Source organism: Novosphingobium sp. SL115, from assembly GCF_026672515.1.
Taxonomy (GTDB): Bacteria; Pseudomonadota; Alphaproteobacteria; order Sphingomonadales; family Sphingomonadaceae; genus Novosphingobium.
This window is the reverse complement of record NZ_JAPPRG010000003.1, coordinates 582,861-609,234: the sequence shown is the minus strand read 5'-3', so window position 1 is coordinate 609,234 and position 26,374 is coordinate 582,861. Positions and strand designations below refer to the sequence as shown.

Annotated in this window: 23 protein-coding genes; 5 read left to right on the top strand and 18 right to left on the bottom strand. The window is 62.0% G+C overall.

Features of this window, described 5'->3' with window-relative positions:
- Nucleotides 1-2: 2 nt before the first annotated feature.
- The 5 genes from OVA07_RS18960 to OVA07_RS18940 form a co-directional block, all read right to left on the bottom strand.
- Nucleotides 3-1,091 carry a VOC family protein gene (locus tag OVA07_RS18960; protein WP_268173254.1) on the bottom strand — a complete coding sequence of 363 codons (1,089 nt, stop codon included), beginning with the start codon at nucleotides 1,089-1,091 and terminating at the stop codon, nucleotides 3-5.
- Between the two features lie 136 nt (nucleotides 1,092-1,227).
- Entirely contained in the window at nucleotides 1,228-2,229 is a 1,002-nt protein-coding gene (locus tag OVA07_RS18955) for a VOC family protein (RefSeq protein ID WP_268173253.1), read from the bottom strand.
- A gap of 120 nt (nucleotides 2,230-2,349) precedes the next feature.
- Nucleotides 2,350-2,583, bottom strand: a complete 234-nt coding sequence (locus OVA07_RS18950; RefSeq protein WP_268173252.1) for a hypothetical protein — start codon at nucleotides 2,581-2,583, stop codon at nucleotides 2,350-2,352.
- Complete coding sequence (locus OVA07_RS18945) at nucleotides 2,583-4,169, bottom strand: phytoene desaturase family protein (protein WP_268173251.1); 1,587 nt, start codon at nucleotides 4,167-4,169, stop codon at nucleotides 2,583-2,585. The genes OVA07_RS18950 and OVA07_RS18945 overlap by 1 nt, the downstream gene beginning before the upstream one ends.
- 1 nt (nucleotide 4,170) lies before the next feature.
- Nucleotides 4,171-4,980 carry an SDR family NAD(P)-dependent oxidoreductase gene (locus OVA07_RS18940; RefSeq protein ID WP_268173250.1) on the bottom strand — a complete coding sequence of 270 codons (810 nt, stop codon included), beginning with the start codon at nucleotides 4,978-4,980 and terminating at the stop codon, nucleotides 4,171-4,173.
- Nucleotides 4,981-5,061: 81 nt separating this feature from the next.
- Between OVA07_RS18940 and OVA07_RS18935 the strand changes: the two genes are divergently transcribed.
- Entirely contained in the window at nucleotides 5,062-5,493 is a 432-nt protein-coding gene (locus tag OVA07_RS18935; protein WP_268173249.1) for a winged helix-turn-helix transcriptional regulator, read from the top strand.
- Here OVA07_RS18935 and OVA07_RS18930 read toward each other — a convergent pair.
- The 3 genes from OVA07_RS18930 to OVA07_RS18920 are packed head-to-tail and all read right to left on the bottom strand — an operon-like array spanning nucleotide 5,490 to nucleotide 7,610.
- A complete protein-coding gene (locus OVA07_RS18930) occupies nucleotides 5,490-6,260 on the bottom strand; it encodes an IclR family transcriptional regulator domain-containing protein (RefSeq protein WP_268173248.1) in 771 nt (256 codons plus the stop codon). The genes OVA07_RS18935 and OVA07_RS18930 overlap by 4 nt on opposite strands.
- A 25-nt stretch (nucleotides 6,261-6,285) precedes the next feature.
- Nucleotides 6,286-6,588 carry a hypothetical protein gene (locus OVA07_RS18925; protein ID WP_268173247.1) on the bottom strand — a complete coding sequence of 101 codons (303 nt, stop codon included), beginning with the start codon at nucleotides 6,586-6,588 and terminating at the stop codon, nucleotides 6,286-6,288.
- Complete coding sequence (locus OVA07_RS18920) at nucleotides 6,585-7,610, bottom strand: class I SAM-dependent methyltransferase (protein ID WP_268173291.1); 1,026 nt, start codon at nucleotides 7,608-7,610, stop codon at nucleotides 6,585-6,587. The genes OVA07_RS18925 and OVA07_RS18920 overlap by 4 nt, the downstream gene beginning before the upstream one ends.
- A gap of 207 nt (nucleotides 7,611-7,817) precedes the next feature.
- On the opposite strand from OVA07_RS18920, the gene OVA07_RS18915 reads away from it, so the two are divergent.
- Nucleotides 7,818-9,224: an FAD-dependent oxidoreductase gene (locus tag OVA07_RS18915; RefSeq protein WP_268173246.1), complete on the top strand. Its 1,407-nt coding sequence runs from the start codon at nucleotides 7,818-7,820 to the stop codon at nucleotides 9,222-9,224.
- On the opposite strand, the gene OVA07_RS18910 is transcribed toward OVA07_RS18915, so the two are convergent.
- Entirely contained in the window at nucleotides 9,221-10,441 is a 1,221-nt protein-coding gene (locus tag OVA07_RS18910) for an MFS transporter (RefSeq protein ID WP_268173245.1), read from the bottom strand. The two genes, OVA07_RS18915 and OVA07_RS18910, sit on opposite strands and share 4 nt — an antisense overlap.
- A gap of 165 nt (nucleotides 10,442-10,606) precedes the next feature.
- Between OVA07_RS18910 and OVA07_RS18905 the strand changes: the two genes are divergently transcribed.
- Nucleotides 10,607-11,854: an aminotransferase class I/II-fold pyridoxal phosphate-dependent enzyme gene (locus OVA07_RS18905; RefSeq protein ID WP_268173244.1), complete on the top strand. Its 1,248-nt coding sequence runs from the start codon at nucleotides 10,607-10,609 to the stop codon at nucleotides 11,852-11,854.
- Here the strand turns inward: OVA07_RS18905 and OVA07_RS18900 are convergent.
- The 3 genes from OVA07_RS18900 to OVA07_RS18890 form a co-directional block, all read right to left on the bottom strand.
- On the bottom strand, nucleotides 11,802-12,806 hold the full coding sequence (locus tag OVA07_RS18900; protein WP_268173243.1) for a LysR family transcriptional regulator: 1,005 nt from the start codon (nucleotides 12,804-12,806) through the stop codon (nucleotides 11,802-11,804). The genes OVA07_RS18905 and OVA07_RS18900 overlap by 53 nt on opposite strands.
- Before the next feature lie 12 nt (nucleotides 12,807-12,818).
- Nucleotides 12,819-13,736 carry an NAD-dependent epimerase/dehydratase family protein gene (locus OVA07_RS18895; protein WP_268173242.1) on the bottom strand — a complete coding sequence of 306 codons (918 nt, stop codon included), beginning with the start codon at nucleotides 13,734-13,736 and terminating at the stop codon, nucleotides 12,819-12,821.
- Between the two features lie 71 nt (nucleotides 13,737-13,807).
- The gene (locus OVA07_RS18890; protein WP_268173241.1) at nucleotides 13,808-16,087 is read right to left on the bottom strand and encodes a TonB-dependent receptor; all 2,280 of its coding nucleotides are present in this window, start codon (nucleotides 16,085-16,087) and stop codon (nucleotides 13,808-13,810) included.
- A gap of 328 nt (nucleotides 16,088-16,415) precedes the next feature.
- Here OVA07_RS18890 and OVA07_RS18885 point away from each other — a divergent pair, with 328 nt between their 5' ends.
- The gene (locus tag OVA07_RS18885) at nucleotides 16,416-17,555 is read left to right on the top strand and encodes an FAD-dependent monooxygenase (protein ID WP_268173240.1); all 1,140 of its coding nucleotides are present in this window, start codon (nucleotides 16,416-16,418) and stop codon (nucleotides 17,553-17,555) included.
- A 3-nt stretch (nucleotides 17,556-17,558) separates the two neighbouring features.
- On the opposite strand, the gene OVA07_RS18880 is transcribed toward OVA07_RS18885, so the two are convergent.
- From OVA07_RS18880 to OVA07_RS18855, 6 genes are all read right to left on the bottom strand, one after another.
- On the bottom strand, nucleotides 17,559-19,328 hold the full coding sequence (locus OVA07_RS18880; protein ID WP_268173239.1) for an SLC13 family permease: 1,770 nt from the start codon (nucleotides 19,326-19,328) through the stop codon (nucleotides 17,559-17,561).
- A gap of 15 nt (nucleotides 19,329-19,343) precedes the next feature.
- Nucleotides 19,344-19,943 (bottom strand): hypothetical protein, encoded by a 600-nt coding sequence (locus OVA07_RS18875; RefSeq protein ID WP_268173238.1) that lies wholly within the window; start codon nucleotides 19,941-19,943, stop codon nucleotides 19,344-19,346.
- 229 nt (nucleotides 19,944-20,172) lie between these two features.
- Nucleotides 20,173-21,519: an aromatic ring-hydroxylating oxygenase subunit alpha gene (locus OVA07_RS18870; protein ID WP_268173237.1), complete on the bottom strand. Its 1,347-nt coding sequence runs from the start codon at nucleotides 21,517-21,519 to the stop codon at nucleotides 20,173-20,175.
- Nucleotides 21,520-21,541: 22 nt separating this feature from the next.
- Nucleotides 21,542-22,306 (bottom strand): SDR family NAD(P)-dependent oxidoreductase, encoded by a 765-nt coding sequence (locus tag OVA07_RS18865; protein ID WP_268173236.1) that lies wholly within the window; start codon nucleotides 22,304-22,306, stop codon nucleotides 21,542-21,544.
- A 113-nt stretch (nucleotides 22,307-22,419) separates the two neighbouring features.
- Entirely contained in the window at nucleotides 22,420-23,052 is a 633-nt protein-coding gene (locus OVA07_RS18860; protein WP_268173235.1) for a TetR/AcrR family transcriptional regulator, read from the bottom strand.
- A 145-nt stretch (nucleotides 23,053-23,197) separates the two neighbouring features.
- On the bottom strand, nucleotides 23,198-25,780 hold the full coding sequence (locus tag OVA07_RS18855) for a TonB-dependent receptor (protein WP_268173234.1): 2,583 nt from the start codon (nucleotides 25,778-25,780) through the stop codon (nucleotides 23,198-23,200).
- Between the two features lie 174 nt (nucleotides 25,781-25,954).
- On the opposite strand from OVA07_RS18855, the gene OVA07_RS18850 reads away from it, so the two are divergent.
- Nucleotides 25,955-26,362, top strand: a complete 408-nt coding sequence (locus OVA07_RS18850) for a MarR family winged helix-turn-helix transcriptional regulator (RefSeq protein ID WP_268173233.1) — start codon at nucleotides 25,955-25,957, stop codon at nucleotides 26,360-26,362.
- Nucleotides 26,363-26,374 lie beyond the last annotated feature (12 nt).

Genomic DNA, 26,374 nt, shown 5'->3' with positions numbered 1-26,374 from the left:
GGTCAGATGGCGTGTTCGTCGTCCGCCGTCAGGTTCGCCAGATCGCCCTCGATGGGCTGCTTGCCGGGCTTGGCGCGGCGGAACGGATCGAAGCTCTTGCGATCATGGTCGAACGCCATGTCCCACGGAATGTCATCGCCCCGAAAGATCGCGGGCGCGTTATGCGACCACAGCAGTGAACCAAACTTGAAGTCCCACGCGCGCGGCACCCAGTTGTCGTCCAGATAATCGGTATCGGCGTGATATTCCGCCTCGCCGCCATGGCCGGGGATTTCGCAGTAATAATAGATCGCGCTGGAAATGCGGTGGCGTGAAATGCCCCCCGATGTGTTCATCGTGGTGTTCTTCCAGCCCTTGTTGTCCATGATGTTGGCGCCCAGCATCACTTCGTCGATATCGTCCATGCCAAAGGCGATGTGCATGAACTTGAAGTGATCGGGCGCAATCGGCAGATCGCAGTTCACCCAGAAGATCGAATGGTGTTCAAACGTGCCCGGCGCGCGCGCAAAGATGCCGGTGCCCTTCGAATGATCGACATAGCGAAAGCCCATGTGCCGTTCGTAGAATTCGAAGCTGCCGACATAATCGGGGCTGAAGAACACCACATGGTTGATCGTCTTGGGAATGGCCTTCTTGCGCCAGATGCGATGCTGGTTGAAACGGGGCCAGTTGGATGGCGTGTTCACCGGGCTCGCTTCGGAAACGACAGGGCGCTTGTCCCACACCCGCAGGGCAATTGGCTGGCCATCAGGACACACGCAATGCACCGTGCCATCGGCATCGCGCGTCACCGCCACTTCGCCCGCCAGGCTGGCGGCAATCCGTTCAAGGCTTTGCGCCGTATCCACGCCCCACACGGTTTCCTTCACCCCGTCCCCGGCAAACGGATCGGGTGACGGCAGGCGCGCATCGCCGTGGCGCAGCAGGATTACCCGGCTGCCCGATTGCAGACGAAACACCGCCTCATCGTCGCTGGCGCTTTCCAGCGGCAGGCCGAAATCGGTCCAGAAACGGGTATGTTCGGCAATGTTGGTCACGCCAAACACGACGCTTTCAACACCAAGGACGCTGGCAGGGCCAAGAACAGGCATGGGATCTCCCGGAAATCTTTCAGGAAATGGTCATGCCGAACATCGCACAAGTCCGGAAACCGAAGTTTCCGAACCCATGCTATCGATCCTGCGGATGGGTGACCGCAGCCGCAGCTTTGGTCACCTGCGCATTGGCTCAGATCGGATCAGCGGGGTGATAGTGAAGCTGGTCGGGCCGGGCATAGGTCACGTCCCAGTTCGGCTCACCCTTCATGAAATCAGGCAGGTTGGTCATGTAGATCGCGGTGCCGAACGCGCCGTCCCAGATGCGCGGGCGCCAGCCATCGTCCACGCAATCGCAGTCCGCGCCGTATTCCGCCTCGCCCCCTGCCGGACAGGGGATGTAGAAGAACGCGGCCGAGGTCAGCCGATGGCGGCCAAAGCCCCAGTTCCAGTCGCCATAAGTATAGCCGCGCCGGTCCAGATAGTTCTTGGCCACCATCAGTTCGTCGATATCCTCGACTTCCCAATTGGCATGGTGAAACTTCAGCGTGCCGTTGAAGCCGGGCATCGGCGCATGGGCATCGGCCAGAAACACGTTGTGGTGTTCGTAACAGCCATCGGCGCGCATATAGACGCCAAAGCCCTTCTGCATGTCGGTAATGCGGAACCCCAGAACATCGCTGTAGAAATCAACCGCTTCCTGCACATCGGGGAAGGTCCAAACGCAATGGTGGATGCGTTTGGGCACCGCGCGGTCAATCCACTTGCGCGGCTGGTTCAGCCGTTCGATGCGGCCCACGGTGTTCTGCGGCGTTGGCGCGCCAAACACGGCGCGGGGCCGCCAGACCTGAAGTCCAATCGCCTGCCCGAACGGGGTGACGAAATGAACCACGCCTTCTTCGTCGGTGGTCAGCGGAACCAGTGGTTCAAGCCGCGCTTTCAGCCGCGCCAGCCCCTGCGCATCGTCCACCGCCCACACGCATTCATGCACGCCCTTGGTAGCCTGCGCGGTGCCTTGCGGCAGACGTGCATGGCCTTTCAAAAGGAACAGGGCTTGCGATCCGTCTGCCGCTTCAAACAGCGCGAAATCGTTCTGCATTTCGATCAGGCTCAGCCCGAAATCGGTGAAAAAGCGGACGCAGGCCGCCACATCCTCCACCATCCATGTCAGCCGCCTGATGCCAATGATCGCCATGCAATTGTCTCCCTTGGGGTTGGGAGACAATTGCGGGCACAGGAACCTCAGTGTGTTGATCCAGCGCAAATCCGGGCTATGAATTGTTTTGCTGGCCCGGCATTCACAAAATCGATCAATTCAACTCCTGCGGAACAGCAGCGTCAGCAAGAACACAAACGTCCTGAAGTCGATAAGCTTCAGTGCCGCGCGCGCTTCCTCCGGGGTCAGCTTCGCCACCATCGGCATGGCGCCGAAAATCTTGCCCCGGATGACCAGCGCGTTGCCGTCGCGCTCCACCTTGCGGATCGCCATCAGTTCCTTGTCCTGCGCGTCAAGGATCTTTGCCACCGGCACCTTGCCCGAATTGCGCATCAAAAGGCCCTCCCGCACACCTTGTCGTAATCGATGCCCATGTCGTCCATCATTTGGATCGCCGTGGCGCGCCCTGCGCCAAATACGCCTCCGCCCGGATGCATGAACGGCCCGACCAGATAGAGGCCCTCCACCCCCGGCACGCGGAATGAGCCAAGGTCCGGCGTGGGGCGATGCCCCGCTGATTGATAGAAGAACGGCGCGCAGCCATGAATGTCGCCCTTGATGAAGCTGGCCGGGCTGTCGCGTTCATGGTCGACCGGTGACCGGATGAGGCGTCCGGTGATGTTGCTGTCATCAAGGTTCGCATAGAATTTGCGGTATTGCGCCAGCGCCTTGTCCGCCACTTCCAGCTTGCGTTCTTCCCACGATGCCGGGCCGCCGGGATAAAGGTTATAGGGCGCAAAGTTCACGCCATAGAACACCCCTGCCCCTTCAGGCGCGCGGGATGGATCGAAGATCGTGTTGTCCCCGCCCGCGATCAGCCGCTCGCTCACTTGCCCGCGCCGCAGCTTGTCGTATTCCAGAAGCATGTCGCGCACGCTGTAGAAGTCCATCAGCTCGGTCATCATCGCGTTGCAATCGTTGCCGACTTTCAGGCGCAAACGCTCTTTCAGCGTCATGTGCGTCAGGTTGATCGAGAAGGTCGATTGCGTCACGCGCTCTGCCCGTTCCAGCACCGGTTCGGGCGTTTCGCCCACGAACTTGCGCAGCACATGCGGGTGGATCGCGCCGATCACGCCGTCGCGGGCCATAAACGTCTCGCCATCGATCAGTTCCAGCCCCACGGCCTTGCCGCCCTCAACGATCACGCGCGAAACTTCGGCATTACAGCGCACTTCACCGCCGAAATGCTCAATCGCCCGGACCAGCGCTTTGGACAATTCGCCCGACCCGCCCTTGGGCATCGAACAGCCATACGTGTGGACGATCCCCGGCATCACGAAGGCACCCATGCCGGTGCCCAGTTCATCAGGCATCTGCAGGTTTTCGGTCACCATGCGCACGATGTGCAACTTCAGCAGTTCACTGTCGAAATAGGCATCGACGATATCCAGCGCGGTGCGCTGCATCAGGTCCAGCAGGAAGCGCCCTTCGTCAGACTGGTCCATCATCGCCACGAACGCGCCCAGCGGGAACGGCGGCGAATACAGCCCGCTGACCAGCATTGGCAGCGCGGTCTGGCTCATCTTCACGAACTTGCGATATGCTTCGGCGTCCTTGGCACTGCACACCCGCGCCAGTTCCTCGCACGTCCGGTCCAGATCCTTGTAGCTGCGGATGACAGTGCCATCCTCCCAGATCGATACGTGGACCAGATCGGGATAGATATATTCCAGCCCGAACTTGGACAGAAGGCCAAGTTCGTCATCGCGCAACATGGGGTTGCCCTGGATCATAATGTGGACGTTGGAATGTTCGTCATGCCAGAAACCGGGCTGGATCAGCTCGCGCGTGGACACGCCACCGCCGAAGTGGGGCTTGCGTTCCAGCACCAGCACCTTTTTGCCCGCCTTGGCCATATATGCGGCGGCGGTCAGGCCGTTGTGGCCCGCGCCCATCACCACGATATCGTATTGGCTCATCTCAATGCTCTCCTGCAAAGAAGGACCGGAAGCCGGAAATGCCGGGAACGTGGGACGCGCCGCCGCCATCGCAGACCAGCACTTGCCCGGTGATGTTGCGCGCCGCATCGCTGGCAAGGAAAGCCACCGCTTCGGCAATGTCTTGCGGATCGCCCAACTGGTCGCGCAGGGTTTCATCCTCCACCACCTGTCGCAGCGCAGGGGGAAAGGCTTCGCGCAGCGCGGGCGTCATCGTCATCCCCGGCGCAACCGCGTTGCAGCGCACACCCTGCTTGCCATGGCTGGCCGCAATCGCGCGGGTCATCTGGATGACCGCGGCCTTGCTGCTGGAGTAGGCAGCCTGAATCAGGTGACCCTGCAACGCCAGATTGCTGACTGTGTTGACGATATTCCCGCGCGTCCTGACCAGATGCGGCAGCGCGGCGCGGCACGCGATCATCGTACCGCGCACATTCACCGCATATGTCCGGTCCCACAGCGCGGTCGCCATATGTTCAACATCGCCATCGGCCTGCGCGATATCGGGGCCGAGGAGCGCGGCATTGTTGTGCAGCACGTCCAGCCTGCCAAAGTGCGCAACCGTTTGGGCAATCATCGCTTCGATTGAGGATTCCTGTTCCAGATCGAGCGCGATAGCCAGCGCGCCGGGCAGTTCATCGGCCAGCGCCTGAGCACGATCTGCCGCGATATCGGCAATCGCCACGCGGCCTCCGCGCGCCGTGATAAGCCGCGCCGTGGCTGCGCCGATGCCACCTGCGCCGCCGGTTACAATGGCCACTTTGCCATCCATGCGGATTGCATCGCTGGTCATGCTCTCTCCCACCTTGTTCTTGCGTTGCGTCCGGTCATAAGACAGGCAGGACAAAGCGGAAGACGGCACTTTTTTGTGCCCATGCAGGGACGTATGGAACAGCGCGAACTGGCCAATCTGGCCGCCGAAATGGCGATTCACGGCAAGGACCGCGATGATCCCGCGCGTGAGGTCATGGGCCTGCTGGGGGATCGCTGGTCCACCCTGATCCTGCTGGTGCTGGGCACCGGCGCGTTCCGCCATGCCGAACTGCGCCGCACCTTGGCGCAACTGTCATCGGAACAGGCCATTTCGCAGCGTGTATTGACCCTGAAACTGCGCACACTGGAACGCGATGGCTTTGTTGCCCGTGCGGTAACGGGCGATGTGCCGCCCAAAGTCAGCTATCGACTGACGCCCTTGGGGGCAGACCTGCACACACAGGCGCGCGCGTTGATAGACTGGATCAACGCCCGCGCGGCGGCCATCCACACCGCCCGCGCGCGTTTCGACCAAGCCGAAGATAACGCTTAAACAGAAGGTGCAAGCGCCCCGGCAATCTGCACCGCGGTTTCACGCAGCCTACCGACAAACCGCTGAACCGCTTCATCCGGCTTCATCGCTGCGGCAAAATAGGTCAGCGTCAGCACATCACTGGCATGGGCATCCGGGCAGATCGGCAGCGCGATCGACGCCGTTTTCCCGTTCTTTTCATAGGGTGATGGGCGCAAGGCATATCCGGCCATCCGCACCTTTTCGAGCGTGTGAAGCAGATCGTCGACATCAGGAATGTCCTGCGATGATTCCGCTGCCCTTTCCCACGCAATCAGATCGCGCACCGCGCTTTCGCTCTGAAACGCCAGCCACACCAGCCCGGTCACGCTGCCCAGCACGGGAAAGCTGCTACCGACTTTCCAGTTGAAGAACGTCAGTGTCGTTTCAGGATGGGTGGTGGCACGAATGACAAATCGCCTGCCCACTCTTTCCGAAAGAAACACCGGCCAGCCCACGTCCCGAGTCAGCCTGCTCAGGATCGGTTCGGCGACTTGCCTGACCACCGAATTGTCATACCCCGATGCCAGCGATTGCACCAGCGCGGTCGGGTAATAGCATTTGCCGGACGGATCGCGCGCGATCATGCCTTCGTGAACAAGGGTCTGCACAAAGCGGAAAGCCGTGGGCAATGGCAGGCGTTCATGCCGGGCAATCTGCGACAGGGACGCGCTGCCCAGTTCGTTGATGGTCCGCAGGATCGAAAGCGTCCGGCTGGCCGCGCGTATCGGCACCCCGCTGTCGATCATCCCATGTCCTACCGGTGCCCCCCTGTCACCGCCCAAGGCCATCACCCGACAGGGCAGCAATCACCCTTGAAGCCAGCGCCTGCCCCGCTTCGGCCAGTTCTGCTGCTACGGCTGCATCCGGCTGATAGCGTTCGATGGCCTGATGCGCGTCAATTCCGTGATCGTCCAGCACCGCTTCAAGAACGCGCAGTCGGTCTTTCACCACCCACAGTTCGCGGGTCAGCGTCAGGATCGCCTGCCCCACATCGCCCATCTGCCAGGCTTGCAAGGTATCGCGGTCAGGCCGGTTGATGGATGCGCTATCTGCGGCAGAAGTTTTCCCGGTCATTGCGGTTTACGCCCTTGCACAACATGCGGATAAAGGCCGGAAGCCTCGACGTCTTCGAACCCGGCGTCACGCGCCACTTGCGCCAGATCGAGCGATGCCGATTCCCGCCAGTATGGCTCTCCGCCAAAGCGGGCACCATGGTCGGCTTTCCATGCGCTCAACCGGTCGATATCGGCAAAGCGGGTGACATCGCTCATAATCATGTCGCCGCCGGGGCGCAGCAGCCGGAAGGCTTCGGCAAACAAGGCCCGGATCGCGCGCTCCGGCATTTCGTGCAGCAGAATATACGATGCCGCCAGATCGAAACTGCCGGCGGCAAAACCGGTATCTTCGGCTGCGCGCTGAAACAGCTTCCAGCCATGGCCATGCGCGTCTGCCACCCGCCGGGCATGTTCCAGCGCACGCGCGCTCAAATCGACGCCCCATATCTCCGCCTGTGGATAGGCGTCCTGCAATGCCAGGGTGAAATGCCCGGTTGATGCGCCAAAATCAATGATGCGGTCATAATGGTCGCGCGGGGGCCGCTCGGCAATGGCGCGGCGCTGGCGGAATATGCCGCCGGGAAATACGCGATCCACCATGCGCCGGTGAATGATCTCACCGTGGATGTATCCCGCCATCTCGTGACCGTCCCACCCGCCTGCCGTGCGGTGGAAATCCACGCCGTCCCAGTATTCCGGCGCCCGAAAATCCGGCGAAATTGTCAGTTCGGCAGATCCCTGCGGCAGTTGCGGCAGCAGGCCATCGCGCGCCACCTCCTCAAACGCCTCGGTCGCGTCATGCCCATGCTGGCGGGCGTGCCATTCGCTCACCAGCTCGTGGGTGCGAAAGGCGCGCGAATCCGCCAGCGCCGCTTCGATCACGCCTGCGCGGTCATCAAGATCGTCTGGCAAATTGGCAGGCGCATGTCCTGCCGCTGCAATGTCCGCATCGATTGCCGACCACAACGGGCGCGCCGCAAGGCTGAGATAGCCCATGAAATCAACCGCCGCCCGCCCGCGCTGTCGAAGCTGAAGGTCCATAGTGCTCAAGGCTTGCCTCCATCATGGGTGCCTGGCTGCACCCTAGATCGCCCCTGCCCCAACGACACGCGCGTTTGTGAAATGTTTTCGTCAGGCGAAAGACTTCTACCATCCCGCCTGTTTTTCCCAAGGCGCACAGGGCAGGTTGCGCGCCAGATCCATCGCCACCCCGCTCGCCCGTTCGCGCAAGAATCTTCAAGGTAACCGATGACCGCCATTCTTCCTGCACCCGCTGCGTTCGACATGCACTTCCCGGTCATTGTGGTCGGTGGCGGCGGCACGGCGCTTTGTGCCGCGCTGGCAGCGTGCGATGCCGGGGCTGACGTTCTGGTGCTTGAACGTGATCCGACGCCCATGGGATCAACCGCAATGTCGACCGGCCTGATCCCCGCCGCCGGCACGCCCGAACAGGCGCGGGCAGGAATTGACGATAGCCCCGAACTTTTCGTCGCTGACATTCTGGCCAAGACCAAAGGCCACACCCCGGCTGACTATGCGCAGATGCTGGCAGGCGAGTCTGCCGCCACCGTCGCGTGGCTGCGCGACCGTCATGGCGTGCCGCTGACTCTCGCACAGGGCTGGCTCTATCCCGGCCACAGCGTCCAGCGCATGTATGGCACGCCCAACAGGTCCGGCGCGGAATTGATGGCGGCACTTGAACGTGCCGTGGCAGATACGCCGGCAACCGTTCTGACCAGTGCCAATGTCACGGCCCTGTTCACCAAGGGCGATGTCATCTGCGGCGTCAGGGCCGAAAGGCCCGATGGCGAAATCCTCGACGTGGGCTGTGCCGCGCTGGTGCTGGGCTGCTCCGGCTTTGGCGGCAATCCCGCCCTGATCGAACGCTACATTCCCGACATGGCCGGGGCGGTCTATCACGGCCATCCCGGCAACAAGGGCGATGCGCTTGGCTGGGGCCTGCAGCTTGGCGCAGCCATTGCCGATATCGGGGCCTATCAGGGGCATGGCGGGCTGGCGCTGGGCCATGGCGTGCCAATCCTGTGGCCGCTTATCACGGAAGGCGGGTTTCAGGTGAACCGCCACGGCCTTCGCTTTTCCAATGAAGCGGCGGGCTATTCTGAACAGGCGGCAAAGGTCAACGCCCAGCCTGGAAAGATGGCGTGGTCGGTGTTTGACGAACGGCTGCATATCTTGATGATGGGGTTTGAAGATTACCGTGACGCCCTGCGCGCAGGCGCCATCGTCGAAGCCGCTTCTGTCACGGACCTCGCCCAGCGCACCGGGCTTCCGCTTGACGCGTTACGCGCCACGCTGGCCGACGTTGCAGAAATGACTCTGGGCAATCGTGCCGACCCATTCGGCCGGAATTTCAGCGGCCAGCCTGATACCAGACCGCCCCTTGCGCCGCCCTATCGCGCCGCAAAGGTCACCGGCGCACTGTTCCACACACAGGGCGGACTGGTTGTAGACATGGCCGCGCGTGTGATGAAATCGGACGGCACGGTCATGCCCAACCTATTTGCCGGAGGCGGCGCGGCCAGAGGCATTTCCGGCCAAGGCGCGGATGGCTATCTTGCCGGGAACGGCCTGCTTACCGCCACCACGCTGGGCAAAATCGCCGGGCAGATGGCAGCCTTGGTTGCAGCGGGTTAGCCATGCGCCAGTTTTGCACTCGCCTGCCGCGCTGAAAGATGCATGCCCAGCGCCAGCGCAAATCCTGCGGCGGCAAAATAGGCCAGAATTTCAAAGCTCTTCATCAGCCCGCCCATACGCACGGCAAAGAACGTTACGGCCAAGGGGCTGATCCACTGGCCCAGGGCAAAGGCCGATTGCCAGAATCCGGTGCCGCGCCCGCGTACCTCGAACGGCAGAATGCTCATCGACCACACCAGCAGCGTCGGCAGCAGCATCCCCGCACCCAACTGGTTGATGAAACACCCGGCAAGGAACCCCGGCACGCTGCCGGTCCGCCCCATCAGCATGAAACCCACCGCCAGCAGCCCGAATTCCGCCAGCAACAGCCGTCCCACGCCGATCCGCCCGATGCGCGAATAGATGAATGTGCCCAGCGGCACGCCGATGCTGGCCAGCGACGTCAGAAATCCGATCCGCGCCGCGCTGGACAGCCCCAGTTCGGCAAGGCCTGAAGACGCCTGAATTTGCACGGTATAGAAGAACACCGATCCATAGATCGTGACAGCGGCAATCCCCGCCATCTTGCCCCACGGGAACCCGGCCCAGCTCAGGTTATGCGGCGCACGCTCGGCTGCTTCGGCTTTATCGTCCGAAGGCTCCTCCACAGGCTCCCCCAAAGGCTCCCACGTGTAGCGCAGCACCAGCGCAAACATCACCAGCGCCGATCCGTAAACCCAGAACGGCACCCGCCATCCCGCTTCGCCCAGCGCCCCGCCCAGATTGAAGAACACCAGCGCCGAAACCGAAGCAAACGCCGTCTGCCCCGCCAGCCACCGGTCGCGCGCGGCTCCGGTGTAATAATCCCCGATCATCGTCGTCGACAGGACATAGATCAGCGCTTCGGCCACGCCCACGCCCACCCGTGAAATCAGGATATGCGTCAGGTTGGTCAGGAACACCGGAGCCACGCCCACCACCGCATACAGCACGAACGAGGCCAGCAACAGCCGCCGCCGCCCAAAGTAATCGCCCAGTATCCCGGCAAAGGGGCACAGCACCGCCACGCACAGCGACGGCAGCGTCAGCACCATCGGCACCAGATATTCGTGGCCACCGACGCCCGAAAATTCCGCCATCAACTGCGGCAGCACCGGTGCCAGCAGAACGATCGCCATCGTCGTCAGCGTAATCGGCAGCAAAAGCGCGATACCGGTCATCACAGTGGGCTGCTTCATGCTGGCCATCTGCGCCAGATCCTCCCCGATCTTATCCTTGTGCCGTTCAGTTCGGCACGAAGACCATCTTCTGCTGCAACCGTCCTGTCCAATCGATAGCAAGGGTGGAAACCTATTTGTCCGGTCGATTGCCCGCCCAAACGGCCCGCGCTAGGCTGGTGCGTAATGACGAACGCAGCCCCCGGCCCCGCCAATCGCCTCCACCCGGTCTATGCCGATATGCCGGTGACCATTTTCGAACATATGTCGGGCCTTGCCCGCCAGTCGGGCGCGATCAATCTGGGGCAGGGCTTCCCTGATGGCCCGCCACCGCCCGCCCTGCTCGATGCCCTTACCCGCGCCAGCGCAGAACAATCGCACCACTATCCACCCATGGCCGGCATTCCAGACCTGCGCCGCGCGGTTGCCGCGTTCTACGCCCGCACCCAAGGGCTGGACCTCACCCCCGATCACGTCATCGTCACATCCGGCGCGACCGAGGCCGTTGCCAGCGCCATCCTTGCCGCGGTGCTACCGGGCGATGAAGTGCTGCTGTTCGCGCCCGCCTACGATGCCTATGCCCCGCTCATCCGCCGCGCAGGGGGCACGCCCGTCTTCATCGCGCTATCGCCGCCGCACTGGTCCTATGATCGCGCGGCGATTGGAGCGGCCATCACGGCGCGCACCCGCGCGCTCATCCTCAACGATCCGCTCAACCCCACCGGCACCGTCGCTTCGGCGCAGGATCTTGCCATGCTGGCAGACCTGTGCCGCCGCCACGATCTCATCGCCATCTGTGACGAGGTATGGGAAAACGTCCGCTTCGACGGCCAGCCGCACGCATCGCTGCTGGCGCAGCCCGGCATGGAAGATCGCACGGTCAAGATCGGCTCCGCAGGCAAGATTTTCGGTGCAACCGGCTGGAAAGTCGGCTGGATCATCGCCGCGCCACCCATGGCCGCCACCATCGCCCGCGCGCACCAGTTTCTCACCTTCACCACGCCGCCCATGCTGCAATGGGCCGTGGCGCAAGCTTTGGATCAACCCGACATTGCGGAAAGCTGCACCGCCACATGGGCACAAAGCCGCGCCTTCCTGCTGGAATCCCTCGCCGCCAAGGGCTTTGTCGCCCTGCCCGGCAGCGCCACATGGTTCACCTGCATTGATCTGCCCGCATCCGGCATCCCACTGGACGACCGCACATTTGCCACCCGTGCCGTCCACGAAGCGGGCGTCGCCACCATCCCCCTGTCAGCATTGTGGGAAAGCGCGAACGCTCCTGTGCATTTTGCCCGCCTGTGCCACTCCAAACCCCTGCCCATGCTGGCAGATGCGGTGAATAGGCTCGACCATTGGCGGTCAAATCTTATGTCATCAGGCTCTAACGCTGCGGATGGTTCATCCGGTATTCCACCTCAATCGCGTCCCGGCTAACGCCGCCTGTGTCCAGCGGCACCACGTTGTCCTGCCCGCCACTGTGGGCGCTGGCCACTGCCGCCAGCTTTTCCACCACCCAGCGCAACGCGCGGTCGTTGTTGTTGGCGATGTTCCATTGGATCGTTTCGCGGATCGGTGGAATGGCAAAGGGAATTTCGCGCATCACCAGCGGCAGCGTGCGCACCACCATTTCGGCCATGCGCCGGTGCATCGTGGCGATGCGATTGGTGCCCACCACCAGCCCAGGCAAGGACAGGAACGATGGCGCCACCACTGCCACCCGGCGCTGCTGCTTCTGCCGCCGCACGAACCAGTCTTCAAATGCGGGCACGCGCGCCTTGCCGAAGCGCGCGCTGACGTGGCCAAGGCTGAAATACAGGTCGCGCGTCATCGGCTCGGCCAGAGCCGGATTGTTCCGGTCGCCCACCACCACGTAATCGTCTTCGAACAGCAACTGGCTGGGGTGGTCTGACGATATCGCGTAATCAATGGTCAGCAACAGGTCGATGTAACCGCGCTCGATCGCCTCGATCGGGGTGTCGTGCATCGGCTGAATTTCAAACCGCATGTTGGGCGCGGTCTTTTCCAGATCGACCAGCGCGCCTGCCAGCAGCACTTCGGTGGAATAATCCGATGCCATGATCCGCACCACGCGGTCAGCGGTGGCAGGATCGAACGGCGGGGCGACCGAAACCGTGGTGCGGATCTGTTCCAGCACCGCGCGCACCGGCTCGATCAGTTCCTCTGCCCGCGCGGTCAGGATCATGCTGCGGCCTTTGACCACCAGCAGTTCATCGCCAAAATATTCACGTAACCGGCCCAGCGCGCTGGATGTGGCCGATTGCGAAAGGCACAGCCGGTCCGCCGCAAGGCTTACGCTGCGTTCTGTCAGCAGCGCGTCCAGCGCCACCAGCAGGTTAAGGTCAAGCCGCCCGAACCGCATCGCCATCTCCCGCGCCCCTCAAATGGTAGAGAGTGCGCTTGCAACCAGTGTAGCAAGATCGCCGTCATGTGCAAAACCCGCGCGCTCCGCCGCTGGCGTGTTCAACGGAGGCTGCGCGGCAAAGGCCGCTTCCAGCGCGACATCGGGCGCATATGTCACAAGGTCTGCTGAAAACCCACATGCCCGCGCGATGTGCGCCGCCAGATCGCCCATCGTCACGCAAAGCGCAGGCAGCGTCACCGCGCGCGTGGGCGGCAGCAGCGCGCTGTCCAGCGTCAACGCATGAACGAAGTTGCGCGCGCATTGCCCTACCGATTGCGCCCAGATCGTGCCCGCTGCCGATACCGGACAGGTAAACGCATCACCTGCCTTCAGTGCGTGGAACAGGTCTGACATGAAGGCAGATTTCATCCCAGACGGTCCCTTGGGCCGCGCCAGAATGCCGGGCAGACGCACCGTCACGCCGTCAATCATCCCCCGGTTGGAGAACATCGCCACCGCGTCCTCCATCATCGCCTTATGCCCGCCATAGATCATCTTGGGGCTAAGCGGCGTCGCATCAGCGACCAGCGCGGGCAGCGGGTCACCGAACACCGCGATGGAACTGGCATAGACCACGCGCAAGCCGGGGCTGATTGCCGCCGCTTCCAGCAACAGGTCATACATCGCATCCACGTTGATCCGACGCGATGCCACTGGGTCCGCCTCTGCTGCCCCGCCCGGCACCGTGGCCAGATGGATCAGTGCATCGCAGCCCCCTGCAAGCGCCGCCGCGCGCACGGCCTCATCGCCCAGATCGCCAGCGATGGCAGTCGCCCCCGCCGGTATCCCGCCCGCCGCCGTATCGATGCCGACCACCGCGTCGCCGCGCTCCAGCAGCAGACGCACGATCTCGCGCCCGACAAAACCGCCCGCTCCGGTCACGACTACACGCACGGCACCACTCCTTGAATTTCAAACGCAATTCGGGCGGCAATCCCGAAAGACCGCCGCCCGGATTTTCAACTTCAGAAGTTGAAGTCAACCGTCAGGCCGACCACGCGGGCCGTGATGCCCGCTGCCGGCCATGCACGGATACCGCCATCGGCAGACCCGCCAAAGTCGCTGGCAAGGTATGCGGTCGGTTCGCGTTCCTTGGTCAGGTTGCGAGCAAAGATCGATGCGCTCCACTTGCCCTCGGCATCGCGCACGCCGAACCCTGCATTGACCAGTTCATGCCCCGGATAACGGAACACATCGTTGCCATACTGGCCCAGCAACACCGCGCTCTTGTACACCAGGTTGGCGTTGATGAACGCTTCCAGGCTGCCGCTGACGGCGGCCGAATATTCGGTCGAGATGGTGAACTTGTGCTTGGGCGCATTGATGAACTGCTTGCCCGAAAGCGATACGCCATCGTTGCCGACAAAGCCGGTAGGGAAGCGCACATCGTTGAACTGATAGCCCGCGTTCACGGTCAGACCGGGAACTACCGTGCCCATCGCGTTCAGTTCAAAGCCCTTCGACACCACCTTGTCGATGTTCTGCGTTACAGAAATCAGCGCGCCCGATGCGTTGAACACGCTCGATTGCGTTTGGAAATTCTTCACCCGGTTCCAGAACGCATTGCCCGAAAGCTGCACCCGGCCCACCTGCACCTTGGCGCCAAATTCGATGGCGTCAGCCTTTTCAGGCTTGAGCTGGACCACAGGATCGGTCGCAATCGTTGGCACCACCACCGCAGGCGGCTTATACCCACGGGCATAGGACACGAAGATGGTTGAATCCGGCGTCGGCTTGAAGCTCAGACCGACGCGGCCCGAAACGTCATTGTCCTCGATTTTCACGGTGCGGCTTGCCGTCAGGGTGTTCACGCCAACGCCGGTGCTGTTGCGATAGCTGGAATAACGCAGGCCCCCGAACAGGTCGAGCTGCTCGGTCAGCGGCACGGTCACGTCGCTGAACAGCGCAAAGATGCGGTTGCTGGTGTCTTCATAGCTGAACGACACTGGCACCGGGCAGAAGAAGCCCTGATTGTGGCAGACCGAAAAGCCCGTGCGGTTGCCCAGCGTCGGGTTGCCGAATGTGGTGCCATTGATCGGCGTGGTTTCCAGATCGAACTTCGAATACAGCGCGCCAACCAGCACGTTCAGACCTTCGTTCTGATAATCCAGACGAAGTTCCTGGCTGAACTGCTTGGATTCGCTCTCGATATTTTCGTTGCGCGCGGCCACCACCAGACGGCGTGAGAAGTTCACCGTGTCGGTTTCACGGTCGAGCATGCGATATGCCGTAACCGACGTCAGCGACAGGTTGTCATTGATTTCCAGATCGATGACGCCCGAAAAACCCTGTGCGCTGTTGCGCATCGTCGCCTGGCTGTCTTCGCAATAGAATTCGGCACGGGCGTTGATTTCGGGAATGTCGCAACCGGCGGCGGCGGTAAATGCCCCGGTCGATGCCGCGCTGTTGGGCTGGCCGTTGGGAGCGATGGCAATGGCAAAGAAGTTCCAGCCATTGACCTTCTGTTCGGTCATTTCGGCCGAAAGGTTGATCGTCACCGTTTCCGAAGGCTTAAGCAGCAGCTTGCCGCGCACGCCATATTCCTTGGTGCGGTTGTCCAGATCAAGGAAGGTGTTGCGCTGCAGGCCCGCTTCACGCTTGTATTGCCCGGCAATACGCACGGCGGCCTTGTCACCCAGCGGCACGTTGATGCCGCCGCGCACGGTCAGCTCGCTCACTTCCGAACCTGCAGTGCCCTTGTCGGCGGCGTTGATCCCGCCCGAAACCGAAATGGCATCGGTTGACGGCGCAACCGTGGTGATGTTGATGACGCCTGCCGATGCGCCCTGGCCAAACAGCGTGCCCTGTGGGCCGCGCAGCACTTCGACCTGTGCCAGATCGAACAGCAGCGGGAAGGTAAGGTTGCCCTGCGGCACCTGATCCACCACGAATGCCACTGAAGGCGAAACGCTGGCGTTGAATACGCCGGTGCCAAGGCCGCGCAGACGTGCGCCGCCGTTCACTTCACCACCCGACGTCTGGCTGATTTCCAGCGAAGCGGTGGTGCGCTGAAGATCGGTGATCGAATAGACCTGATCGCGCTGAAGCTGAGCCTGCGTTGCCACCGTCACCGGCAATGGCACGTCAATCAGGTTTTCTTCGCGCTTGCGGGCGGTCACGATGATCGCGGCATCGCCCTCTTCAGCCTGCGCCTGATCGGCGGCGAATGCGGGCGCGGTCCAACCCAGCGTGGCCACAGCCATCGCACCGGTCGACACCACGACGCCAAGAGTCGCTTTCAACATTCTGATAATCCTCCCCAAAACGTTCGATCTACCGTTGCAGATCGAACCGAAATTACCTGCGCGCCGCATTTCCTCATACGCACATACAGGTCCGCCCATGCTCATCGGCATCGGCTTGCGTTCTATTTTGATAGGTTCACGGAAAAAGAAAACTCGGAATCTCGCTATGACCCCATAGCCCTGACCTATACAAAGCGGCGGGAACGCTTCCCCGTCGCTGCACCTTTCATACCGCGCAGACGGTTTCATTTCCCGCCGTTTGTATGGATGGGTTCCTATCCATCGTTCGGATTTGTGCGCAGCGTTCCAATCGCTAGGTCATGGCAATATGACTGGGGAAAACATCAGCAGCATCGCAACGGCGCTTGTCGTGGGCGGAGGGATTGGCGGCATGGCAACGGCTATCAGCCTTGCTGAGCGCGGGGTCGCGGTCGATCTGATCGACATTGATCCTGACTGGCGCGTCTATGGCGCGGGCATCACCATCACCGGTCCCACCTTGCGCGCCTATCGCCGCCTTGGCCTGCTGGACGCGATCAAGGCCGAAGGCGCAATCACCAGCAAGACCCGCCTGTTCCGCTATGACGGCACCCACATGCTTGATCTGGATGAACCCGTGATCGAGGAAGGCCTGCCCGCCACCGGCGGCATCATGCGTCCGGTGCTCCACCGTATCATGCAGGCCCGCGTGCGCGAACTTGCCATTCCGGTGCGGCTTGGCCTTACAGTCACGGCTCTTGAAAACGCCGCTAACGGCGTCGATGTCCGCTTCTCCGATGATTCTTCGGGTCGCTACGATCTTGTCGTGGGGGCAGACAGCGTTTTTTCCGTGGTGCGCGATCTTGCCTTTCCGCACATGGGTCCGGCCCAGCCAACGGGACAAGGTTGCTGGCGCATTTCCATCCGCAAACCGCCCGGTCTTGAAATGGGCGAATTTTTCCTCGGCCATCCCAACCCTTGCGGCATCACGGCTTGCGCGCCAGACACGGTCTATATGTGGATGCTGACGCCCCATGTGGAACGCGAAAGCTTCATGTCCGACGAAGAGCTCTTCGTCACGCTCAAGCATTTGCTGTCCGATTTCGGTGGCAACGCCGGGTGGATCCGCGACAACATGACCCGCGAAGACTGGATCAATTACCGCCCGCTGGCCGCAGTGTTGCAACCAAAGGACTGGTTCAACGGTCGGATTGTGCTGCTGGGCGATGCGGCCCACGCCACCACGCCGCACTTGGCATCAGGTGCAGGCATGGCGGTGGAAAGCGGCATTGTGCTGGCCGAAGAACTTGCCCGCACACATGATGTTGCCGATGCCCTAAACGCGTATCAGGAGCGCCGTTACGACCGCTGCCGCGACGTGATCGAAACCAGTGTGGCCGTTGGCAGGCTTCAGCTTGAACATGGTGATCCCACCGTCCACGCCCACCTGCTTCAGGGCGCGCTGCATCGCCTCAACGATCCGTTCTGACGGTCAGACAGGCCAGAACCACAACACCAGTGGCGTGCCCACCAGCACCACCAGTAGCGACAGCGGCGCGCCCAGACGGGCATAATCGCCAAAGCGATATCCGCCCGGTCCGAGGACCAGCGTGTTGCACTGGTGGCCAATGGGGGTCAGAAAATCGCACCCCGCACCTATGGCGGTGGCGATCAGGAACGGTTCGGGGGCATATCCCAGTCTGTCGGCAAACACGGCGGCAATCGGTGCGATGACCAGCACCGTAGCGGCATTGTTCAGGAACGGGGTTACCGCCATCGCTGCCACCAGAATCAGCGCCACGGCGCCCCACGCGGGCAGGCGCACGGCAAGGTTGGCCAGTTCCTGCGCGATGACATCGGATGCGCCGGTCGTCTGCAACGCCGCGCTGACCGGGATCAGCGCTGCCAGCATTATCAGGATCGGCCATTCGACTGCGTCATAGGCTTCGTCCACCGGCAGCGCGCCGGTAATCACGCACAGCCCGGCAGCGGCAAAGAACGCTACGGCGGCTGGTACCACCGCACTGCCTGCGGCCAGCATCGCCCCTGCCAGAATGACCAGCGGCAACCAGCGCGCACGGCGCGATCCCAGCCTGATCTGGCGCTCGGCCAGCGGCAGCGCGCCCAGTTCGGCCAGACGCGCGGGCATGGTTTCCACCGGGCCTTGCAGCACGATGACGTCGCCCGCCTGCAACACCGTGCGGCCGGGTCGATTGGTCAGGGCTGTGCCTTCGCGCGAAATGGCGATCAGGTTGATTCCCAGCCGTTCCCGCATCCGCAACCGTCCTGCGGTGCGGCCAATCAGCGGGGAATCGTTGCGCACCACTGCTTCGATCACGCCAATATCGTCGGGCGGGCCGCCATCGCCTTCCTTGCCTGCCCCCGGCAAGGCCAGCCTGTCCGTCGCCACCACCCGCTCCAGCGCGTCGGGCTGGCCGGACAGCAACAGCACATCGCCAATGCCGATATGGGTGTCTTCATTCACTTCGCCACGCATGTCGCCGCGCAACAGGCCGGTGACTTCAATGCTTTCATCATGGCGGGCCAGAAACTCGCCAATGGTCTGCCCCACCACCGGCGTTCCTTCGCGCACCGTGGCGGCAATGACATAGGCAGAAATGTTGATCGCCTCACCCAAGCCGCGGGCTGCATGCCGATCTGTCGGCAACAGTCTCCAGCCCACGCTCAGGAACAGCAGCCCCACCACCAGCAGGGCAAGCCCGGTGGGCAGGTAATCGAACATCCCGAACGGCTGCCCGGTCATTTCTTCGCGCACACGGCTGACAATGATGTTGGGCGATGTGCCGATCAGCGTGGTCAGCCCGCCCAGCAGCGATGCAAAGGCCATGGGCATAAGATAAAGCGACGGCGAAGATCCGTTCTTGCGCGCCATCTGCACGGCACCCGGCATCAACATCGCCAGCGCGCCCACGTTCTTGATAAGCCCGGATGAAAGCCCGACCGCGGCGGACAGCGCCAGCATCTGCGCAGGCGGCCGCTTGATGCGCTGAGCCAGGGATTGCAGCGCGCTTTCGATCACGCCCGATCGTTGCACAGCTGCTGACATGATCAGCGCCGATCCCACGATTATCACGATGTCATCGGAAAATCCGGTGAAGGCATCGGCCGGCTTGACCAGCCCCACCGCTACCGCACCCAGCAGTGCAATCACCGCCGTCACATCATACCGAAACCGCCCCCACAGGAACAGGCCCATCATCGCGGCAAGCATTGCCACCGAAAGCCATTGCATATGCGTCATCACACAAGGAACCTGTCAGACGAAATGCAGTTCCCCCTGACGCGGCGCAGGTGGGGCTTTCTTTGGCATCGCCGCGCGCCCGCTCCGCGGCAAAAGGCACCGCGCCAGTCCTTGTAGCACATAAACCGCGTGGCGTTGCCCACCCCGATTGGCATGATCCACGGCATAGCCCGCATAATATCGCCGCAACAGGCCCGCCGCCACCAGTTCAGAAACCGCCCGCGAAAGATTGGTCTTGCCCGAAGTGCGCACCCGTTCGCGCAATTCTTCATCCACTGCCAGCGCGGCGGCGTGGGGGTCTGTGGGCAGGCGGCCCTCCAGCGTCAGATCATCGCGCACCCGCTCGGCCAGCGCGGCCCGGCGCGGGTCGCGCCCTCCCATCGGGGCCAGCCCGTCACACAGCCAGTCGCGCAAGGTGAACTGTTTTCCATTGCGCCGGATGAACGGCCCCGCCTCACCCTCGGCATTGGCGACTTCGGCAATCAGGCTGAGCGCCATGAAGGCATAGCGCGGCCGGGTGCTGGCCGATGCCAGCAGCACCAGCAGCGCTGACATCTCTCCTTGAGAGGAACGGTCATCTGCAAGGCCGCCAGTAGGGATGACTGCATGGAACATTTCGGGATTCAACGAAGCACAAATCAGGACTCATGTGAATCCCTTGCGTGCATTGCGAAGGCCCAAATCCAACATTTGTCATGCGTGACACTTTGCCCAAGGGTAAAGTGTCATTCGTGGCTCTTTATCAGCGGCTTGGTGCCGCCTGCGGATGTTCGGGTATGTTTAGGTGTCGTTTGGGACACATTGCAATTGCCTGGCCAAAATGCCCCAAACGACACCACAAACCCTATCCCTGACGACCTTCGATCCAGTCGTTCAGCACTTCATGGAAGAAGCGGATGCGGGTTTCCTGGTCCGAAAGATAGGCATCGCCATACCCGCGCGAATGCATTCCCGCCTGCATGTTTTCGGCCAGTTCCATGTCCTGATAGACGATCTGCCCGGCAAGTTCGGGAATGCCCCGCCCCCCGTCAAACACGCGATGCTCGCACTCCGCCACTTCTTTCAGCGGCTTCATCCCCGCCATGATCGACTGCACTTCGGTTTGCCCCTCTACCGGAAAGGCCATGCACCACAGGTCGAAATAGCACTTTTCCGGGTCGGTCGCGTGGGGTTCGCTGCGGAACAGGATCAGGTTATCGGGCAGGAAGCTTATGGTAACATTGGGGAACATCACCGTATGCGGGCTGTCGGTGATCTCCTCGTCGTCCATATGCTCGTAATGGACATAGCCCTTTTCCCGCCACAGCTTCTGCTTGGCCGCTTTCAGATCGTGCCAGCCCTGAAGCGCAAAATCTTCATAGCTGGCGTACTTTGCAGGATCGATATCCCACTTGGCCATCTCGGCCTCGAACATTGCGTTTCCGCCACCTTCGGGCCGGTCTGACAGCGATGGGCGCATCGGCTGCACCGTGCGGCCATGGCCCTTTGGCCACATTTCGTGGCGGGCAGAATCCACGTCCTGATCGATCCATGGCGGCACTTGCGGATGCGCGGTGCGGGTGTGGTAGCTTTCCGAGAAATTGTCGGTCACAAACTTCCAGTTGGCGTTCAGTTCGATGCGGTACCACGCCACCCGAACCGCCGTATCCATTGGATAGTTCTTGTAAAGTTCGGGCATGGGATCAAGGAATTCGGCCAGCGAAGGGCTGTCGTCCGACATCGAATACCACACGAACCCGCCCCAGATGTCGCAGCGCAATTCCTTCAGCTTGAGCTTGCCGCAGGGGTTACCCGCCTTGAAATCGACATCGGCGTCCTGCGCATGTTTCAGCACTCCGTCGATGCCCCATTTCCAGCCATGATAGGGGCAGTGGAACGCATCGACCGAGCTGGAATCGTTGACCATGCGCATCCCGCGATGGCCGCACGAATTGTAGAACGCGCGCACCGACCCATCGTCCTGACGGACGGCGATCACCGATTCCTTCATGAAATTGTGAACCAGGAAATCGCCCGCTTCGGGAATGTCGGCGGTGCGCCCGGCGATGTGCCAGATGCGCGTCCACATCTGGTCCCATTCTTTCTGGGCGAAGTCCTTGGAATAATAGCGGTCGCCAGTGATCTTGTCGCCGCGCAGGTGCGAAGGATCGCGCCCGTCCATCGGCGTCGGAACATGTCCACGCAGGCTCATATCAGGGTCCTTTCCCGTGTGCTTATTGCGCCGTAAGGCCGCCATCGACGGCGAGTTCGGCCCCGGTGATGTATTTGGCGGCAGGCGATGCAAGGAACACGACAGCTTGCGCAATGTCGTCGGGTTCGCCCATCTTGCCCGCCGGGATCGACGCGTTGATCGCATCGTACTGGTCGGGGTTATCCTTGATCGCCACCTGCTGCATGTCGGTCCAGATCACGCCGGGATGGACAGAATTGACGCGAATGCCCTCGCGCGCACATTCCATTGCCAGCGCCTTGGTATAAAGCCGCACCCCGCCTTTGCTGGCGGCATAGGCCGAAGCGCCCGGAATGCCGACCAGTCCCGCCACGGACGAGATATTGACGATGGCCCCGCCCGTTCCGCGCGCGCGCATTCCGGCAAGCACGGCGCGGCAGCCCAGATAGACACTGGTCAGGTTCACGTCGATCTGCCGCTGCCATTCGGCAGGCTCCAGATCGGGCGTCCAGCGCAGCACCGCGATACCGGCATTGTTGACAAGAATGTCCGGCCCAGCGCCTTCCATGCCTTCAATCGCGGCCAGCACGGCCGCCCAGCCATCGGCGCTGGTCACATCATGCGCCATGCCCCGCGCAGCCAGCCCTTGGGCGCAAAGTTCATCCGCCCGCGCCTGTGCGCCAGCGCCGTTGATATCGGTCAGCCAGACCGTGGCCCCGCGCTGCGCCAGCAGGCGGGCCGTGGCAAAGCCAAGCCCCGCCGCCGATGCGGCCCCAGTAACAAGCGCAATCTTACCTTGAAGTGACATCCCCGCAGGCTCCCAAACAGTCCGCATTCGCTGCGGTATGATGGGATGAAGCCAGATTGCCTGGTGGTCGTCAAAGGAAATTACAGCACACTGTAATTAATCACAGGTGCCGATCACAGCCCTCGCGCTGCCGGTCGCAACAGGTCGGCCCCGGCCGCGGTGGCATATGGCAACAAGGTTTCGGCGCAGCGCCGCACCATGAAGTCTGCCAGTTCGGCATCGGCAATCTGACCTTTCGACCAGAACATCACCGTTGCCACCACCGCCAGACGCAGCGTGCGGACCAGTTCGGCAAGCGGTACCGACGCTTCCAAGAAGCCCTGATCCATCATGTCGCGCACGATCGGCCCGGCGTGGTCGTCGTAGATACCGGCCAGCCCGGCATGGTCGGCATGTTCCACCAGCAACGCTGCCAGCGTGCGAGAAAGCAATGGCCCTTCCAGCGTCATGTCGGCGGCAGTGCGGGCAAATTCGCGCAGGCGCGGCCATCCTGCCTGCGGTTGCCGGGCAAAGGCGGTGACAAAGATGCTGGCAGTGCGATCATGCGCGGCCAGCGCAATCAGCCGGTCCTTGCTGGCAAAGATATTGTACAGCGTCTTTTCCGCCGTGTCGCTCTCCTGTGCGATCATGCGCATGGTCACCGCATCATAACCCAGTTCGCCCACCAGCGCCTGCGCGGTGGCCAGAATGCGTTGGCGGCGTTCCGCCTGACGCGGGGTCAGTGATTTCAGGTTCGATAGCGGCATTGCCTGCGTGCCTTGCACATGCGCGCCCGACCGCCAAGCCTGAAAGGTGCCGATGACAAAGGCGCCTATGACAAAGACGCCTATGACAAAGACTGGGGCACCTCCGTCTGGAGATGCCCCGGCCCTTATCCTTCAATCCTGCCGATCAGAACGAACGGCGTGCCGTGACCGACCATGTGCGCGGGCGGCCCGGCGCGCCCGATGCGGTGCCCGCGCCGAATGCTTCCTGCAACAGCGTGGTGAAGTAGTACTTGTTGGTCAGGTTCTGCACTTCAAACGTCAGGCCCCAATCCTTGTCTTCCGACTGCCAGCCCACCCGCGCATTGGCGAGGAAGTAGCCGTCAATCCGGTTCGACAGACGCAACGTGGTGATCGGCCCGCCGCCACCAGCATTGTTGAAGCCGAAGGTTCCGGCAACCACCGTGCTGCTGACCGACAGCGAATCCAGATTGGCCGCTTCGGTGTAGATCTTTGACTGGTAAGCGCCATCAAGCCGCAGCGTGACGTTGCCCTTCAGTACGTCGGGCACGTCATACTGCACACCGAACGCCGCCTTCCACTTGGGGGTATAGGGCGTCACATCGGTCAGCTTTACCCCGGTCGATGCGGTGTCGACGTTCTGGTATTTGAAGTCGAGATAGCTGACCGAACCGTCGATGGTAAAGTTCTCGAACGGGCGGATCAGCGTTTCCACTTCAAAGCCCTTCACATGGGCAGACCCCACGTTCGACGGCCGCAGGCAGGGCGTGGCCTGCGACGAACCGCCCGGACCTGCCGTGGCCAGATCGAGGCAATTCACGCTCGACAGGATGATGTTCTTGTAATCGTTGAAGAAGGCCGAGACGTTGATGCGCAACCGGCGATCAAACAGGTCCGACTTGAAGCCCGCTTCATAGGCGGTGATCGTTTCGGGTTTGAACGCGGTTGCCTGGCTGGGATAGAACGGACGCGGATTGACGCCGCCTGCGCGATACCCGGTGGAAACCTGCGCATAGAACAGGAATTCCGGGCTGAAGCGGTAATCGGCCGCCACGCGCCAGTCCAGACGGTTGTCGCGGAAACTGGCGGTCAGCCCGTTAAGCCCGAACAGCAGGCAGTTGGGCTGGTTGCCAATTCCGGCCGGGCCTGCAGTGGGCGCACCCAGGAAGAAGTTGCACGGTCCCTGAATGGCGCTGCCATCGGGATTGCGACGTTGATAGCCATAGTCCTTTTCGTCCCACGACTGGCGAATGCCGCCGGTCAGGTTCGCCGCGTCGCTCAGCGCGAAGGTGGCGTTGGCAAACAGCGCCTTGTTCTTGGCGGGCGTCGGATCAGGCCCGTGCAGGAAGTCGATGCCGGCATAGTTCAGGTTGATGCGCCCGGTGAACGTCCCGCGCGTATCGAAATAGAACCCGCCCACGGTGAAGTCCAACCGATCATCCAGCACCTTGCCCGAAAGGCGCAACTCCTGGCTCCATTGCCGGTTCTTCTGCGTCTGGTTCAGGTTGTTGTTGGCGATGGGCGATCCGTCCGAGTCATACGACCAGTCGGCGGTATATTTGCGCCATGACGTGATCGACTTGAACTTCAACGCATCGGAAAGATCGACATCGATGGTCAGCGCCGCGCCATAATTGTCGAGGTCCGAATGCGGATCGGTAAAGGTCGGCTTGTAGGGCATCTGGCTGTCAGGCCGCGCCGGATCGGCATAAGTGGCATAAGAGATATAGCGGCGGTCATAGCCCGAAATGGTATCGCAGCTGTTCACGCCGTTTGGCACGAAGGCGCAGTTCAGCGGCACGCCCGCACCATTGGTGCCCTGCAGGAACGGACGCCCGCCGGTGAACGTGGCGTTGGGGCCGTCAAATGCTGCCGAGGTATTGGCAAAAAGCAGCACGTTCGCGCCCGGCTCGTTGCGTTCGCGGGTGTAATCGCCCGACAGGTTGATATCCACCGTGTCGGTCGGCTGCCAGCGCAGGCTGACCTTGCCCGCCGCATAGGACTGCCCGCCCAGCGTGCCCAGCACCGGGTCTGCGCCGCGCGCAAAGGTAGGCACATTGGTGCCCGGATGGGTCAGGTTGTAGTCAAGCCGCTTGACGTAACCGTCGACGTTCTTGGTCACGCCCGCCACACGCATGAACAGCTTTTCGCCCAGCTTCACGTCGAACAGCCCGCGCGCATCAAGCCGGTTGTAACGGCCATAGGTGACTTCGATGGAGCCGGTGTTGCTGCCCTGCGGCTTCTTGGAATAGAGCTTGATCGAACCGCCCAGCGAGTTGCGCCCAGCCAGCGTGCCCTGCGGCCCGCGCAGCACTTCGACGCGGTCAAGATCGGTCAGGTCGAGCAGCGATCCGGTCAGCGTCGGCAGATATACATCGTCGATGTACATGCCCACGCCCGGTTCCAGCGCAAAGTTGGGGTCGGTCTGTCCCACGCCGCGGATAAAGGCGATGATGCCCGGCCCAAGTTCCTGCCCCTGCGGCTTCAGCGTAACGTTGGGCGCCTGCGCCGCAATTTCGCTGACATTGGTTTGGCCGCGCTGGGCCAGCAGTTCACCGCTGACCGCCGTGATCGCCAACGGCGTATCCTGCAGGTTCTGCGCGCGGAACTGCGCGGTAACGACGATTTCCTGGGTGGTTGCGGTCTTCGGCTCTTCCGCCTGAGCGGCCTCTTGGGCCTGTGTGGCAAGCGGAAAACCGGCAAGCGTCAAGGCAAGCAGGCTCACGCCCGCACTATGCAGTTTCATCATCCATCCTCCCGTTTTTACGGCACTTTTTACTTGCCGGTCCTGCGACATCACAAGGACGGAACAGAATTTCCGGCGAGTCTCCTTATTGAGGTCAATCTATAACAACTGGTATGTTATGGTCAATAGCACATAACGAAGCTGCCATGTTGCGCGGCCCGTGCTAGGGATGGCGCCATGAAGAACCCGCTAGAGGCATTCGTCGGCTTTCATCTGGTCCGCACCGGCAATCTGGGCCTGAAGGTGCTGAACAGCAGCTATGGGGACTTGCCCGTCCGCCACCCCGACGTGGCTGTGGCCATGGTGATCCACGCCAACCCCGGAATCACGCAAAGCTCGATTGGCCGCATGTTGAGCATTCAGCGGTCGAACATGGTGCCGATCATCGGTCGCCTTGAGCAGCGCGGATGGGTGGAACGGCGGGCAGGCAAAGGCAAAATGATCGGCCTGTTCATCTCGCCTGACGGGGAAAAGGTCATGCCCGCGTTGCAGGCCGCATCGCAAAGCGCCGAAGATTACATCGCCGCCAAAATCGGTGCCGAGGCGTTCGAGCAATTGCGCGCGATCCTCAAGAAAATCGTCTGAATCTGGTATTCA

Excerpts from the sequence above, each read along its gene's own strand:
- OVA07_RS18960 (WP_268173254.1), bottom strand. The coding sequence starts at position 1,091 with ATGCCTGTTCTTGGCCCTGCCAGCGTCCTTGGTGTTGAAAGCGTCGTG.
- OVA07_RS18955 (WP_268173253.1), bottom strand. The coding sequence starts at position 2,229 with ATGGCGATCATTGGCATCAGGCGGCTGACATGGATGGTGGAGGATGTG.
- OVA07_RS18950 (WP_268173252.1), bottom strand. The coding sequence starts at position 2,583 with ATGCGCAATTCGGGCAAGGTGCCGGTGGCAAAGATCCTTGACGCGCAG.
- OVA07_RS18945 (WP_268173251.1), bottom strand. The coding sequence starts at position 4,169 with ATGAGCCAATACGATATCGTGGTGATGGGCGCGGGCCACAACGGCCTG.
- OVA07_RS18940 (WP_268173250.1), bottom strand. The coding sequence starts at position 4,980 with ATGACCAGCGATGCAATCCGCATGGATGGCAAAGTGGCCATTGTAACC.
- OVA07_RS18935 (WP_268173249.1), top strand. The coding sequence starts at position 5,062 with ATGCAGGGACGTATGGAACAGCGCGAACTGGCCAATCTGGCCGCCGAA.
- OVA07_RS18930 (WP_268173248.1), bottom strand. The coding sequence starts at position 6,260 with ATGATCGACAGCGGGGTGCCGATACGCGCGGCCAGCCGGACGCTTTCG.
- OVA07_RS18925 (WP_268173247.1), bottom strand. The coding sequence starts at position 6,588 with ATGACCGGGAAAACTTCTGCCGCAGATAGCGCATCCATCAACCGGCCT.
- OVA07_RS18920 (WP_268173291.1), bottom strand. The coding sequence starts at position 7,610 with ATGGACCTTCAGCTTCGACAGCGCGGGCGGGCGGCGGTTGATTTCATG.
- OVA07_RS18915 (WP_268173246.1), top strand. The coding sequence starts at position 7,818 with ATGACCGCCATTCTTCCTGCACCCGCTGCGTTCGACATGCACTTCCCG.
- OVA07_RS18910 (WP_268173245.1), bottom strand. The coding sequence starts at position 10,441 with ATGAAGCAGCCCACTGTGATGACCGGTATCGCGCTTTTGCTGCCGATT.
- OVA07_RS18905 (WP_268173244.1), top strand. The coding sequence starts at position 10,607 with ATGACGAACGCAGCCCCCGGCCCCGCCAATCGCCTCCACCCGGTCTAT.
- OVA07_RS18900 (WP_268173243.1), bottom strand. The coding sequence starts at position 12,806 with ATGGCGATGCGGTTCGGGCGGCTTGACCTTAACCTGCTGGTGGCGCTG.
- OVA07_RS18890 (WP_268173241.1), bottom strand. The coding sequence starts at position 16,087 with ATGTTGAAAGCGACTCTTGGCGTCGTGGTGTCGACCGGTGCGATGGCT.
- OVA07_RS18885 (WP_268173240.1), top strand. The coding sequence starts at position 16,416 with ATGACTGGGGAAAACATCAGCAGCATCGCAACGGCGCTTGTCGTGGGC.
- OVA07_RS18880 (WP_268173239.1), bottom strand. The coding sequence starts at position 19,328 with ATGACGCATATGCAATGGCTTTCGGTGGCAATGCTTGCCGCGATGATG.
- OVA07_RS18875 (WP_268173238.1), bottom strand. The coding sequence starts at position 19,943 with ATGTTCCATGCAGTCATCCCTACTGGCGGCCTTGCAGATGACCGTTCC.
- OVA07_RS18870 (WP_268173237.1), bottom strand. The coding sequence starts at position 21,519 with ATGAGCCTGCGTGGACATGTTCCGACGCCGATGGACGGGCGCGATCCT.
- OVA07_RS18865 (WP_268173236.1), bottom strand. The coding sequence starts at position 22,306 with ATGTCACTTCAAGGTAAGATTGCGCTTGTTACTGGGGCCGCATCGGCG.
- OVA07_RS18860 (WP_268173235.1), bottom strand. The coding sequence starts at position 23,052 with ATGCCGCTATCGAACCTGAAATCACTGACCCCGCGTCAGGCGGAACGC.
- OVA07_RS18855 (WP_268173234.1), bottom strand. The coding sequence starts at position 25,780 with ATGATGAAACTGCATAGTGCGGGCGTGAGCCTGCTTGCCTTGACGCTT.
- OVA07_RS18850 (WP_268173233.1), top strand. The coding sequence starts at position 25,955 with ATGAAGAACCCGCTAGAGGCATTCGTCGGCTTTCATCTGGTCCGCACC.